The organism is Rhodococcus chondri, from assembly GCF_036327435.1.
GTDB classification, from domain to species: domain Bacteria; phylum Actinomycetota; class Actinomycetes; order Mycobacteriales; family Mycobacteriaceae; genus Rhodococcus; species Rhodococcus chondri.
In genome coordinates this window covers 1-13,484 of sequence record NZ_JAUZMZ010000022.1, presented here as the reverse complement: position 1 = coordinate 13,484, position 13,484 = coordinate 1, and the positions used below count along the sequence as shown (strand labels likewise).

Genomic DNA, 13,484 nt, shown 5'->3' with positions numbered 1-13,484 from the left:
GGCTCCTCGCAACTCCGCGCAAGAAGACATCCGGAAGGACTCACGCTTGTGGGTAGACGAAAGAAGCTCTCGCTCAACCCGATGGACTGGCGTCTGCCCTACAAGCTCGCGGGAGTCCTGACCATCCCACTGCTGGTCGCGATTGCGCTGGGCGGCCTGCGCGTTACCTCGCAGCTCGACGAAGCGAACCGGTTCGAGACCCTCTCCGAGCAGGTCGCCGTGATCCCGGCACTGTTCGGCTTCTCCAATTACGTCGTGAGCTCGTCGACGGCGAGAAGCCTCGGGTTGAGCACGGACGACGTGACCGAAGAGGTCACCGAATCGATCAGGAACGTGCGCGCTCTCGCGGTGGCGGGTGATTTCGATCCTCGCATCTCCGAGAATCTGACGCTGCTCCTGGAGCAAGGACAGGCGCTCTACAGCACCCTCCAGGGCGGCTCCCTTCCCCCGGAAGAACTCCGCAGGCGCACGGTCGACTTCCTCGTCCGATGCGAGGCGACGTTCCGCATGCTGCTCGACCTCACAGAAGACACCGAAGTACTCACCGACGGCACGAACATGCTCACCGCCTGGAACGCCCAGCGGACGATGCTCGACCAGATGAATGCGCTCGCGGTTTTCGCCACCAATCCCGAAGCCGCCCGACTCCAGGCTCGGAACGCCCTGAACACCGAAGAGTCCACCCTCGGTCTCCTGCGCGACACATCGCTCGACACCGGCCAGGTGGAGCAGATGCTTGCCAACGTCGAGCAGAAGCGGGCGCTGATCGATAATTTCACTCCCAGCGTCGCTGCGGGTGAAGACCTCCGCAATGCGATGCTCAACGCCTACACGCCGTATCAGGAGACCAACCGAGCCGCCGTCGAACGCATCACGACGACCCTCGACCGGCTCACCTCGGACGCGCGATCCGACGCCACCCGCGACAGCATCCTCGTCGGCGCAATGCTTGCGGCCGCTCTCGCCATCGCCCTGCTCGTGGCACGCGCACTGTCGATCCTGATCCGGAAGCTCCGCGAGGGCGTTCTCGGTGCCGCACACCGGGAATTGCCGGCCGCCATCGCGGCGGTCAAGGAAGGCGCAGACGTCACCACGGTCGAACTGGCCCCCATCGATGTGCACACCGAAGAAGAATTCGGAGAACTCGCTCGCGCCGTGGACTCCATGAACTCCGAAGCGCTGCGATTGGCCGGCGAACAGGCACACCTGCGGCAGCAGGTTTCGACGATGCTCGAAACCCTCGCTCGTCGCAACAAGAACCTTGTCGATCAGCAACTTTCACTCATCGATTCACTCGAGCACGAGGAGAAGGACCCGGTCCGACTGCAAAACCTGTTCGCGCTCGACCATCTTGCCGCACGTATGCGCCGCACCGGCGACTCGTTGCTCGTGCTCTCGGGCACCCGGCCGCGCACGCGCACTGCTCCGACTCCGTTCGGAGACGTGCTGCGGGGTGCGGTCTCGCAGGTCGAGAATTACCAGCGAGTGCGGATCGGCAATGCTCCGTACGGCTACCTCACCGGATCTGCCGTCACCGACGTCGTCCACCTGGTCGCCGAACTCGTCGACAACGCACTTCGTGCCTCGCCCTCCGATTGCGCTGTCAAGTTCGAATTCTCCCAAGCCGTGGGTGGCGGACTACTACTCGAGATCGCCGACTGCGGCATCGGTGCACCACCGGACGTTCTGGACGAGATCAATGCTCGACTCGCCGCCGGCGACGATGCTCAGATTCACGCACCGCGCCGGATGGGTCTGTTCGTGGTGGGGCGACTGGCCGCTCGAAACGGCATCAGCGTGCGCCTGCGTCCAACCTTCGATACGGACACCAATGCCGGAATCACCGCGTCGGTGTACTTCCCGGCGGTGTTGCTCACCGAGGTCCGGTTCACCAACCCCGAACCGTTGACGGAGCGGCCTCGGCGACTGCGCTCCCCGGACGAAGCGGCACATCGCCACAGCCACGGTCCCGCGCAGCGGCGGAACCAGCCCGCACAGGATCCGCATCCGAGTGGACGGATAGGAGTCGTCACCTCACACCGCTCGGGCGATCCTTGGTGACTTCGACCGGGGTGACTTCGACCGGGTGAGCGCCGCGCACGAGACCCCGACGAAGAGGGCGCGGGTACCGGAATTGTCCGGTACCCGCGCCCTCCTCGTTGTGACTATGCCTCAGCGCTGCGGCATCGTGCTCGTGGTGATCGGCACGGGAAGCGCCGTTGCTCCCTCGAGGTACCGATCGACCGCCGCGGCACACGCGCGCCCCTCGGCGATGGCCCAGACGATCAGCGACTGTCCGCGGCCCATGTCGCCGGCAACGAACACGCCGTCGACATTGGTGGACCATTCCGGCGAGCGGGCGACGTTGCCGCGCTCGTTGAGGTCCACGCCCAGATCGGTGAGAAGTCCCGGCTTCTCGGGTCCGACGAAGCCCATCGCCAGCAGCACGAGGTCGGCCTCGAGTTCGAAGTCGCTGCCCTCGACCTTCTCGAATTTCCCGTTCACCATCTGCACCTCGTGCGCCTGCAGAGCGGTGACCTTGCCGTCCTTACCCGCGAACCGTTCGGTGTTGACCGAGAACACCCGTTCGCCGCCCTCCTCGTGCGCGGACGAGACCCGGTACATGAGCGGGTACGTCGGCCACGGGGTCGACTCGGCACGCTGCTCCGGCGGACGCGGCATGATCTCGAACTGGTGCACACTCACCGCGCCCTGGCGGTGCGAGGTGCCCAGACAGTCGGCGCCGGTGTCGCCGCCACCGATGATGACGACCTTCTTGCCCTCGGCCGTGATCGTCGGCGCGGGCAGGTCGCCGAGCTGAACCCGGTTGGCGATGGGCAGGAATTCCATCGCCTGGTGGATCCCGTCGAGCTCCCGGCCCGGGATGGGCAGGTCGCGCGCGAGGGTGGCACCACCGGCGAGGACGACCGCGTCGAACTGCTCGCGCAATTCGTCGGCGGTGATGTCGACACCCACGTTGATACCGGTCTTGAAGATGGTGCCCTCGGCCTCCATCTGCGCGAGACGACGGTCGATGAAATGCTTTTCCATCTTGAATTCGGGGATGCCGTACCGCAGCAGGCCGCCGATGCGGTCGGCCCGCTCGAACACCGTCACGGTGTGCCCGGCCCTCGTGAGCTGCTGTGCGGCAGCAAGACCGGCGGGACCGGAACCGACCACGGCGATCTTGCGGCCGGTGAGCTTCGACGGCGGAACCGGCTTGACCCGGCCGTCCGCGAACGCCTTCTCGACCAGTTCGAGTTCGACCTGCTTGATGGTCACCGGGTCCTGGTTGATGCCCAGGACACACGATGCCTCGCACGGCGCCGGGCACAGCCGCCCGGTGAACTCCGGGAAGTTGTTGGTGGCGTGCAGACGCTCGATGCCGTCTTCCCACTTGCCCTTGTAGGTCAGGTCGTTCCACTCGGGAATCAAATTTCCGAGAGGACACCCGTTGTGGCAGAAGGGAATACCGCAGTCCATGCACCGGCTCGCCTGAACCTGGAGGGTCTCGAGCGGAAACGGCTCGTAGACCTCCTTCCAGTCGAGCAGTCGCAGCGGAACCGGCCGGCGGACCGGGGTTTCGCGCGAACCGTGCTCGAGGAAGCCACTTGGATCACCCACGAGCCGCCTCCATGATCGCTTCGTCAACGTTCGCACCACGAATGGTGGCGTCCTTGATTGCCATGAGTACCTTCTTGTAATCGCGAGGCATGACCTTCGCGAAGTGGCTGACCTGTTGTGACCAGTCGGCCAGGATGCGGGCTGCAACCTCGGAGCCCGTTTCGTCACGATGCCGCTCGACGGCTCCCTTGAGCCAGACGAAGTCCTCACCTTCGAGGTCTTCGAGGTCGACGAGTTCGGTATTCAGGTTGGCTTCGAAATCGCTGTCCGGGTTGTACACGAACGCCACACCACCCGACATCCCCGCACCGAAGTTGCGGCCGGTCTTACCGAGCACGACCACCTTGCCACCGGTCATGTACTCGCAGCCGTGGTCGCCGACGCCTTCGACGACGGCCGTGGCTCCCGAGTTGCGCACCGCGAACCGCTCACCGGCGACACCGCGGATGAGAACCTCACCGCCGGTGGCGCCGAACAGGATCACGTTGCCCGCGACGATGTTGTCCTCGGCGACGAATCCGGGCGCGGCGTCCTCGGGCGGGCGCACGACGATGCGGCCACCCGAAAGTCCCTTGCCGACGAAGTCGTTCGCGTCACCGAACAGCCGCAGCGTGATGCCCTTCGGAACGAACGCACCGAAGCTGTTGCCGGCCGAGCCGGTGAAGGTGATGTCGATCGTGTTGTCCGGCAGCCCTTCCCCGCCGTAGCGCTTGGTGAGTTCGTGCCCGAGCATCGTGCCCACCGTGCGGTTCACATTGGTGATCGCGGTGTCGATCGTCACCGGCGCACCCGACTCGAGGGCGGGCTGCGCCTTGGCGATCAGATCGTTGTCGAGCGCCTTGTCCAGCGCGTGGTACTGCTCCTTGGTGCAGTGCATGTCCTGCTCACCGAAGATCGGCGAGCTCACCTTGGTCAGCAACGGCGACAGGTCCAGTCTCGACGCGCGGTAGTGCTCGACGGCCTTGGTGGTGTCGAGGCAGTCGACCTGGCCGATCGCCTCGTCGAGGCTGCGGAAACCGAGTTCGGCGAGGTACTCGCGGACCTCTTCGGCGATGTAGAGCATGAAGTTCTCGACGAACTCCGGCTCGCCCGTGAACCGCTTGCGCAACACCGGGTTCTGCGTCGCCACACCCACCGGGCACGTGTCGAGGTGGCACACCCGCATCATGATGCAGCCCGAGACGACGAGAGGCGCGGTGGCGAAACCGAATTCCTCACCACCGAGCAGCGCGGCGATCACCACGTCGCGACCGGTCTTCATCTGACCGTCGACCTGCACGACGATGCGGTCGCGCAGCCCGTTGAGCATGAGGGTCTGCTGGGTCTCGGCCAGGCCGATCTCCCAGGGGGCACCCGCGTGCTTGAGCGAGGTCAGCGGCGATGCACCGGTACCGCCGTCGTGACCGGAGATGAGTACGACATCCGCGTGCGCCTTGGACACACCCGCAGCAACGGTACCGACACCGAGCTCGGACACGAGCTTGACGTGGATACGAGCCCGCGGGTTCGCGTTCTTCAGGTCGTGGATCAGCTGTGCGAGATCCTCGATCGAGTAGATGTCGTGGTGCGGCGGCGGCGAGATCAGGCCGACGCCCGGCGTCGAACCGCGCACCTCGGCGACCCACGGGTACACCTTGTGCGGCGGCAGCTGCCCGCCCTCACCGGGCTTGGCTCCCTGTGCCATCTTGATCTGGATATCGGTGCAGTTGGTCAGATAGTGCGCCGTGACACCGAACCGGCCCGACGCGACCTGCTTGATCGCCGAACGCCGCCAGTCGCCGTTCTCGTCCGGCGTGAAACGTGCCGGATTCTCACCGCCCTCACCGGAATTGGAGCGTCCGCCCAGCCGGTTCATGGCGATCGCGAGGGTTTCGTGGGCTTCGGCGGAGATCGAGCCGTAGCTCATCGCTCCGGTCGAGAACCGCTTGACGATCTCGGTCGCCGGCTCGACCTCCTCGAGCGGCACCGGTGAGCGCACACCCTTCTTGAATTCGAACAGCCCGCGCAGCGACGCGAGTCGCTCGGACTGGTCGTCGACCAGCTTCGTGTACTCCTTGAAGATCGAGTACTGACCGGTGCGGGTGGCGTGCTGCAGCTTGAACACCGTGTCGGGGTTGAAGAGGTGGTATTCGCCCTCGCGGCGCCACTGGTATTCGCCACCCACCTCGAGCTCGCGGTGCGCGTGCTCGGAGGGGCGATCGAGGAACGCCGCCCCGTGGCGGGCAGCCACGTCGTGGGCGATCTCGTCGAGACCCACACCGCCGAGCTGCGACTGCAGCCCGGTGAAGTACTCATCGACGAGCTCCTGCGACAGGCCGATCACCTGGAACAGCTGCGCACCGGTGTAGGACGCGAGGGTGGAGATGCCCATCTTCGACATCACCTTGAGCACGCCCTTGGACGCAGCCTTGATGTAGTTGGCGATGGCCTTGTCGAGGGTCATGCCCTCGGGGAGGTCGCCGTTCTGGAGCAACTCGTCGATGCTCTCGAACGCCATGTACGGATTGACCACCGCCGCACCGAACCCGCACAGCGCGGCGATGTGGTGCACTTCGCGGGCGTCGCCGGCCTCGACGAGCAGCCCGACCTGAGTGCGGGTCTTCTCCCGGACCAGATGGTGATGCACCGCGGAGGTGAGCAGCAGAGAAGGGATCGGGGCGAGCTTCTCGTCGGACTCGCGGTCCGACAGCACGATCAGGCGCACGCCCTTCTCGATCGCCTGCGACACCTGCGAGCGGATGCTCTCCAGCGCCGTACGCAGACCTTCGCCGCCTTCCGCGACCGGGTAGAGGCCGCGGATGATGACGCTGTTGAAGCCCGGGAACTGCTTCTCGTCGTTGACGTGGATGAGTTTCTGCAGATCGTCGTTGTCGATGACCGGCGCCGAGATCAAGATCTGCCGACACGATTCGGGCGTGGGGTTGAGCAGGTCGCCCTCGGGCCCGAGCATGCCACCCATGCTGGTGACGATCTCTTCACGGATTGCATCGAGCGGCGGGTTCGTCACCTGAGCGAACAGCTGGGAGAAGAAGTCGAACAGGTTGCGTGGGCGCGACGAGAGCACCGCGATGGGCGTGTCGGTGCCCATCGAGCCCAATGCCTCGCCACCGGTCGCGGCCATCGGTTTGACGAGAAGGTCGACTTCTTCGCGGGTGTATCCGAACACCTGCTGGCGCAACACAACCCGCTCGTGCGACATGTAGGTGTACTTGGACTGCGGTAGGTCCTCGAGCCGGGTGACGCCGTTCTCGATCCACTCCTGGTAGGGGTGCTCGGCGGCGAGTTCGCGCTTGATCTCCTCGTCTTCGACGATGCGGCCCTTGGCCGTGTCGACGAGGAACATGCGGCCCGGCTGCAGCCGGCGCTTGCTGACGATCTTCTCGGCCGGAATGTCGAGCACACCGACTTCGGATGCCATGACGACGAGTCCGTCGTCGGTGACCCAGGCGCGCGACGGGCGCAGGCCGTTGCGGTCGAGCACGGCTCCGATGACGGTGCCGTCGGTGAAGCACACCGAGGCGGGGCCGTCCCACGGCTCCATGAGCGCCGAGTGGTACTCGTAGAACGCCTTGCGGGCCGGGTCCATGCTCTCGTGCCGCTCCCAGGCTTCCGGGATCATCATCAGCACGGCGTGCGGCAGGCTGCGGCCACCGAGGTGCAGGAGCTCGAGCACCTCGTCGAAACGCGCGGTGTCCGAAGCACCGGGGGTGCAGACGGGGAAGATCTTGTCGAGCTTGTCGCGGCCACCGAACACGTCGGACTCGATGAGTGCTTCGCGGGCACGCATCCAGTTGGCGTTGCCGACCACTGTGTTGATCTCGCCGTTGTGCGCGACGCGCCGGAAGGGGTGCGCGAGCGGCCACGACGGGAACGTGTTGGTGGAAAAGCGGGAGTGCACGAGACCGAGGGCGGATTCGACGCGCTCGTCCTGCAGATCGCGGTAGAAGCCCTTCAGCTGCGGGGTCGTGAGCATGCCCTTGTAGACGATGGTCGATGCCGACAGACTCGGAAAGTACACGGTCTCGCTACCGGGACCGTCCTTGCCCGCCCCTTCGTGACCGAGTTCGTGCTCGGTGCGCTTGCGCACGACGTACGCGCGACGCTCGAGTTCGAGACCGGTCAGGGCGCGGGCTCCGGAGGCGATGAAGATCTGCCGGAACGTGGGCATGGCGTCCTTGGCCATCGACCCCAGTTCGGTTTCGTCGACCGGCACTTCACGCCAGCCGAGGACCTCGAGGCCCTCTTCCTCGACGATCTTGCTCACCGCGGCGGCGGCCGTGTCGGCTGCGTCCGTGCCCTTGGGAAGGAACGCGATACCGGTCGCGTAGGCGCCCTCGGGAGGGAGTTCGAGATCGACGACCTGACGGAAGTAGGCGTCGGGGATCTGGATCAGGATGCCGGCGCCGTCACCGGTGTTCTGTTCTGCGCCCGCCGCTCCCCGATGTTCGAGGTTCACGAGGGCCGTGATCGCCTTCTCGACGATGTCCCGGCTGCGACGACCGTGCATGTCGACGACAAACGCCACACCACATGAATCGTGCTCGTTCGCCGGGTGATAGAGCCCTTGAGGCCCGGGAAGATGCTTCATACCTAGCCTTCGTTGCATGGGATAGCACCGACGACCAGCAGCGCTGATGGCCATCTACTGCCGTAGACACGGGTATCGGCCCGGGTGCGCCGATACCTTCGACCCCGTCAGTATCCGCCCATCCGCGACGGTGCGGGTGCATTTTTCATGCAGCTCGGGCGAGACCTGACGGACGGCGGGACATCGTGGGCCCACCGTGCTGATCGAAACGATATGCCAGGCCACCCGGGGTAATGCAAGCCAGCCTGCCCTACTACCCCCGCGAAGTGCGGAAACGCCGGTGTAACACGAGCGAAGCGTGGACCTTACCGGACCGATTCTGTTCGTACGATCGCCTCGACCATGTGACGAATCGATTGCCTCGGGTCCGGATCGTCACCACCCGCGGTCAATCGGTGCAGGATCATGCCGTCCAGGTAGTCGATGAGAATCCGGGCGGCGGATCCGGGGTCCTCGATCCCGATCGCCGCCAGTTGCGCTCCGATCCAGGCGCGCAGTTCGCTGCGCCGAGCCTCCACGCCGGCCCGCAGATCGGGCACGGCCATGGCTTCGACGAACATCGCGAAACGTGCCCGGGTTCTCACCGCTCCGGCCCCGGTCGCGAACATCACATACCGGTGTACACGATCTTCGAGTTCGCGTGCGTCGCATGGGGGTGCGGCTCCGGCCAGCGCTTCCGCGTCTGCCCTGTCGCGTTCGAGGAGCCGGTCGAGAACGCCTTCGACGAGGGCTCGCCGGGTGCGGAAGTAGTTGGAGGTGGAACCGGCCGGCACTCCCGCGCCCAGGTCGACGCGGCGGTGCGTGAGCGCGCGGAGACCGTCGGTGCCGAGCAGGTCGATCGCGGCATCCAATACGGCGGTGCGTTTGTCGGTCACGGCCCCGATTCTACGGGTTTCCACTACAACAGTAGTGACTTGGGCACTACATCCGTAGTAAATTGGGAGCATGACCATGACGCACAGGGGAAAGGCCGCGGTCCTCGGTGGCGGAATCGGCGGACTGACCGCAGCGAACGCGCTCATCCGGCGCGGTTGGCACGTGGACGTCTTCGAACGCTCTTCGTCACTCCCCGACACCGAGACCGCGCTGGGCCTGTGGCCCGAAGCCCTCGACGCGCTCGCCACCGCCGGACTGTCCGGACACGCCGAGAAGCTCGGCGTCCTGCAGCGATCCGGCACGGCCCTCACCTGGGACGGCCGCGTGATCGGCCGACTCGAGAACATCCGGCGGCCCGCGGTCCTGCTGTCCCGGCCCGCCCTTCTCACGCTGCTCGCCGAGAACCTCCCAGCCCACGTGCTGCAATTCGGCACAGCGGCACCGGCCATGCCCGACCTCGCCGCGTACGACGTCGTCCTCGGCTGCGACGGGATCAACAGCGCGATGCGGGACCGATTGTTCGGGCCGGCGTTCCGGCCCACCTACACCGGATACACCGCGTGGCGAGGCTGGGTGCCCGGAAGCGTCACCACCATGAGCGAGACGTGGGGGCCGGGAGCTCTCTTCGGGATCACGCCGCGCGACGGCGACCTCACCAACTGGTTCGCGGCAGTTCGTGCCCCGGCCGGCTCCAACGGCGACATCGACACACTGCGCGCGAGGTACCGCGACTGGCACCCCGCCGTGCACGGCATCCTCGACCGGATCGATCCCGCGGCGGTGCTGCACCACGACCTCTACGAATCACCGCCGCTGCCGTCGTACGTTCGCGGCAACGTCGCCCTGCTGGGCGATGCAGCCCACGCGATGGCGCCGAATCTCGGCCGCGGCGCCTGCGAGGCCATGGTCGACGGCGCGACCCTCGCCGTCCTGCTGTCCGAGCACCCTGTCCCCGAGGCGCTGCGCCGGTACGACCGCGCCCGCAAGCGACCCACACAGCGCCTGGTGCGCGCCTCCCGCCTCGTCGCCGGTGTCGCGACCGCGACACGGCTCACCGGCCTCCGTAACGCCGTGGTCGGAACCGCCGCCCGGTTCGCCTGAGGTGAGTACTTGCCGATCGAAAATACCGAAAGCTCTGTTCGAGAAGATTTTCTGTCGCTCGCACTGCCATCCCGCTCGTAACAACCGGACATCGCGATTGCGCCCGCTTCGGATACCGTGCTCGTGATCACGGGGGCGGCGATCAGCTTGTGCCGCTCGTCAACAGCCGGATCATCGCCACGGCCGTCCCTCACGGGCGCTTGAAGATCATCGACAGGGGCAACCCACATGTGCCAGCAGACCGCCCAGGCGGCGCGGCTCATCGGACTGCGCGCTCCGTCGGCAACTGTCATCGACGCCATGGTGCCGGCGCGTCCCGTTCTTCATTTGCGTCGCCCGAGCTGGATGCGGGATCGGCACAGGACTGTCAGGGCAATTGCGCGCAGACGTCGACGGTCGCGCGGAACCACCGCGCGAGGTACTTGTCGTCCATCAGCTCCGGATGCGCCCGAACGTAGTCCAGGAACCACCCGGCCAATCCGTCCCACCGGGTGTGGTCACCCCGCTCGACGAGCCCCCAACCGAGCTCGTCGAGCGTCCAGTGCGCCTTGGCGGAATTACGCAGCATCGAGGTCGACACCCAGTTCGCCTCCTCGTCTGCGCCACCCCGGGCTACCGGTACCAGATGATCGATAGTCGGGAACAACTCCCAGAACGCGAAATGTGACTGCGTCATCGACCAATTAGGATGTGCCGGGAACTCCTCAGGCATGACCAGCGACAGCGAGCGCAGCGCTCCCGGGTGCACCAGTTTGGCGCCGCTGTAGCGGTCGAGGAACCCATCCCGGTAGAACACTCGCAGGCACTGCCGATCGGTGTACTTGCGCGAGTTCTTCGCTACCGGGGCAAACGGGTACTCGGTACGCAGAATCCGGCGGCCTCGGTCGAGATCGCCCGTGTCTATCGCCGCAGCGACGCGCGCGAGCACGTCGGCTTTGTCGCCGAGAACGCGGCCACCGGTGTCCAAGACAGCGTCCGGTCCGTCCGCATGCCTCTCCATACTCCGATCGTAGAATGACCGCGGCACCCAAGGTTGGACGTAACAGTCCACGTCGGGGTATCGACATACCTGGTATGCCAATCACCCTGCGCCTCGCGGGGATCGCCTGCCTCTGCGCCGCGCTTGCAGGTTGCGGCCTCAACGACACTCCCAACTCACCGCAGCCGGTCACCTCGAGCTCCACTACCGTCGAGAGTGCAACAACCGCCGAACCCACGCTTCAGCCACCACCGGCGACACCCACGCCGACGCTGGACACGAGATCAGCCGCACCGGTTCCTCCGGTACCACCTCAGACGACACCCCCGGCTGTACTCGAAACGGCACCGACCGAAGCAGCAATTGTCGAAGAGCCCTACATCATCGACTGTCAGATGGGGCTCGGGCCGATCGAGACGTACTGGTCGGACGGTACCGTCACTGGATACTCCGACTACTGCCAGTCCGTCCACGACGAAGTTCTTCAAGGCGAAGTCGACGCGAATACGCCGGTGTGTGACGGGACCGTCTGCCGATACCCTTCCGGTGTAACCATTCCCGACCCGAATGCCGTGCCCGACGACCGATGCACGAACCAAATCGACTATGCGGGCGATCCTCGATCGAACGCAGAAATCAACTCGATCGGCGCGCAAACCGGTCAGTGCCCTGCACCGATTTCCTGATATCTCCCGTCTGGACAGTCCACGTACTCCACCGATCCACAACTCTGGTCGTCGGCCTGTGATGCCTCCGCGTCCGAATGCATCAGCTCGATTCGCTCCCGGAGAAGTGCCGGGCCTCGTACCGTTCGGCGCATGAGTCCGGAACTGGAAGGGCACGGCGGCGATCATGCCGCCGCGGTGGCCCGCGCCCACGGCGTCGAAACGATGTTCACGCTCTCGGGCGCACATGTCTTCCCGCTGTACGACGCTGCGGTGAAGGGCGAAGCGCGGATGCGGCTCGTCGACGTGCGTCACGAACAGACCGCCGTGTTCGCGGCCGAGGCCACCGGCAAACTCGAGCGGCATCCGGGCTTCGCGGTTCTCACCGCGGGGCCCGGCGTCACCAACGGCGTCAGCGCGGTCACCCAGGCTCACTTCGCGGGCTCTCCCCTGGTCGTGCTGGGTGGACGCGCACCGAATATGCGGTGGGGCACAGGGAGTCTGCAAGAGCTCGACCAGCCGCCTCTGTTCCGCACGATCACCAAGCTGGCGGAGACGGCGGGCACGGTTGCCGAGGTGCCATCGACTGTCGATGCAGCATTCGCGGCGGCGCGGTCGTCGCACCGTGGACCGGCGTTCGTGGATGTACCGATGGACGAGTTGTTCGGCCGCGTCACCGCTCCGCGCATCGACGCCCCGCAGCTGATCCGGCTCGAGCCGGACACCGACGCGCTCGGGGAGATCGCACTGCTGCTCGCGGATGCGCAGCGCCCGCTGCTGATTCTCGGCACCGACGTGTGGGCGGACCGGGCAGAGGAAGCGGCGTTGCGGTTCGTCGACGAGACCGGGGTACCGGTGATCACCAACGGCATGGGCCGAGGAGTGGTTCCGGGTGGGCATCCGCTGCTCGTCACGAAGGCGCGCCGCACCGCGGTGGGTTCCTGCGATCTGGTGATCGTCGTCGGAACCCCGCTCGACTTCCGGCTCGGATACGGGCGGTTCGGAGGTCGCGACGGGGCACCGGAAGCCCGGGTGGTGCACGTGGCCGACTCGCCCGGCCAGGTTTCGGCACACGCGCTCCTCGCGGCGTCGGCGGCAGGAGATCTCACGGCGTGCCTCGACGGGATCCTCGCAGCTCTGCCCCGCCGTCCCGATACCGACACGTGGCGCCGGCAATTGCAGGACGAGGCCACGTCGGCGGCCGCGAACGACGCGCTGATGCTCGGCGCCGACTCCGATCCGATCCACCCGGCGCGCATCTACGGTGAGTTGCTGCCGCGACTCACCGACGATGCCGTCGTCATCGGAGACGGCGGCGACTTCGTCTCGTTCGCGGGCAAATTCGTCGAACCCCGCCGACCGGGATCATGGCTCGATCCCGGCCCGTACGGGTGTCTCGGTGCCGGGCTGGGAGCGGCGATCGCCGCACGCATCGCACGCCCGGCGAGTCAGGTGGTGCTGCTGCTCGGCGACGGCGCAGCGGGCATGTCGCTGATGGACATCGATACCGCCGTCCGGCACCGATTGCCGATGGTGATCGTCGTGGGCAACAACTCCGCGTGGGGACTGGAGAAGGGCCCGATGCAGTTGCTGTACGGGTACGACGTCGCCGCCGACCTCGCTCCCGGTACGCGGTACGACCAGGTGGCTC

At 66.2% G+C, this 13,484-nt stretch carries 8 protein-coding genes; 4 read left to right on the top strand and 4 right to left on the bottom strand.

The genetic code is table 11. The features are described from left to right. Window positions 1-48 precede the first annotated feature (48 nt). A complete protein-coding gene (locus tag Q8814_RS06150) occupies window positions 49-2,061 on the top strand; it encodes a sensor histidine kinase (RefSeq protein WP_330151135.1) in 2,013 nt (670 codons plus the stop codon). 111 nt (window positions 2,062-2,172) lie between these two features. On the opposite strand, the gene Q8814_RS06145 is transcribed toward Q8814_RS06150, so the two are convergent. The 3 genes from Q8814_RS06145 to Q8814_RS06135 all read right to left on the bottom strand — a co-directional run bounded on the left by Q8814_RS06145 (window position 2,173) and on the right by Q8814_RS06135 (window position 9,087). Then, on the bottom strand, window positions 2,173-3,624 hold the full coding sequence (locus tag Q8814_RS06145; protein WP_330151134.1) for a glutamate synthase subunit beta: 1,452 nt from the start codon (window positions 3,622-3,624) through the stop codon (window positions 2,173-2,175). Further along, window positions 3,617-8,212 carry a glutamate synthase large subunit gene (gene gltB / locus Q8814_RS06140; protein WP_330151133.1) on the bottom strand — a complete coding sequence of 1,532 codons (4,596 nt, stop codon included), beginning with the start codon at window positions 8,210-8,212 and terminating at the stop codon, window positions 3,617-3,619. Before gltB ends, Q8814_RS06145 begins: the two co-directional genes overlap by 8 nt. Before the next feature lie 305 nt (window positions 8,213-8,517). Further along, window positions 8,518-9,087: a TetR/AcrR family transcriptional regulator gene (locus Q8814_RS06135; RefSeq protein ID WP_330151132.1), complete on the bottom strand. Its 570-nt coding sequence runs from the start codon at window positions 9,085-9,087 to the stop codon at window positions 8,518-8,520. Between the two features lie 70 nt (window positions 9,088-9,157). Between Q8814_RS06135 and Q8814_RS06130 the strand changes: the two genes are divergently transcribed. Then, on the top strand, window positions 9,158-10,189 hold the full coding sequence (locus tag Q8814_RS06130) for an FAD-dependent monooxygenase (RefSeq protein ID WP_330151131.1): 1,032 nt from the start codon (window positions 9,158-9,160) through the stop codon (window positions 10,187-10,189). A 367-nt stretch (window positions 10,190-10,556) separates the two neighbouring features. Here the strand turns inward: Q8814_RS06130 and Q8814_RS06125 are convergent, their stop codons facing one another. Beyond that, a complete protein-coding gene (locus Q8814_RS06125) occupies window positions 10,557-11,189 on the bottom strand; it encodes an HNH endonuclease (protein WP_330151130.1) in 633 nt (210 codons plus the stop codon). A gap of 14 nt (window positions 11,190-11,203) precedes the next feature. On the opposite strand from Q8814_RS06125, the gene Q8814_RS06120 reads away from it, so the two are divergent. Beyond that, window positions 11,204-11,854 (top strand): hypothetical protein, encoded by a 651-nt coding sequence (locus tag Q8814_RS06120; protein ID WP_330151129.1) that lies wholly within the window; start codon window positions 11,204-11,206, stop codon window positions 11,852-11,854. 132 nt (window positions 11,855-11,986) lie between these two features. Further along, window positions 11,987-13,484: acetolactate synthase (locus Q8814_RS06115; protein WP_330151128.1), on the top strand; the 1,498-nt coding region annotated here is incomplete at its 3' end.

Coding starts and splice junctions, on each gene's coding strand:
- gltB (WP_330151133.1), bottom strand. CDS start 8,212: ATGAAGCATCTTCCCGGGCCTCAAGGGCTCTATCACCCGGCGAACGAG.
- Q8814_RS06130 (WP_330151131.1), top strand. CDS start 9,158: ATGACCATGACGCACAGGGGAAAGGCCGCGGTCCTCGGTGGCGGAATC.
- Q8814_RS06125 (WP_330151130.1), bottom strand. CDS start 11,189: ATGGAGAGGCATGCGGACGGACCGGACGCTGTCTTGGACACCGGTGGC.
- Q8814_RS06120 (WP_330151129.1), top strand. CDS start 11,204: ATGACCGCGGCACCCAAGGTTGGACGTAACAGTCCACGTCGGGGTATC.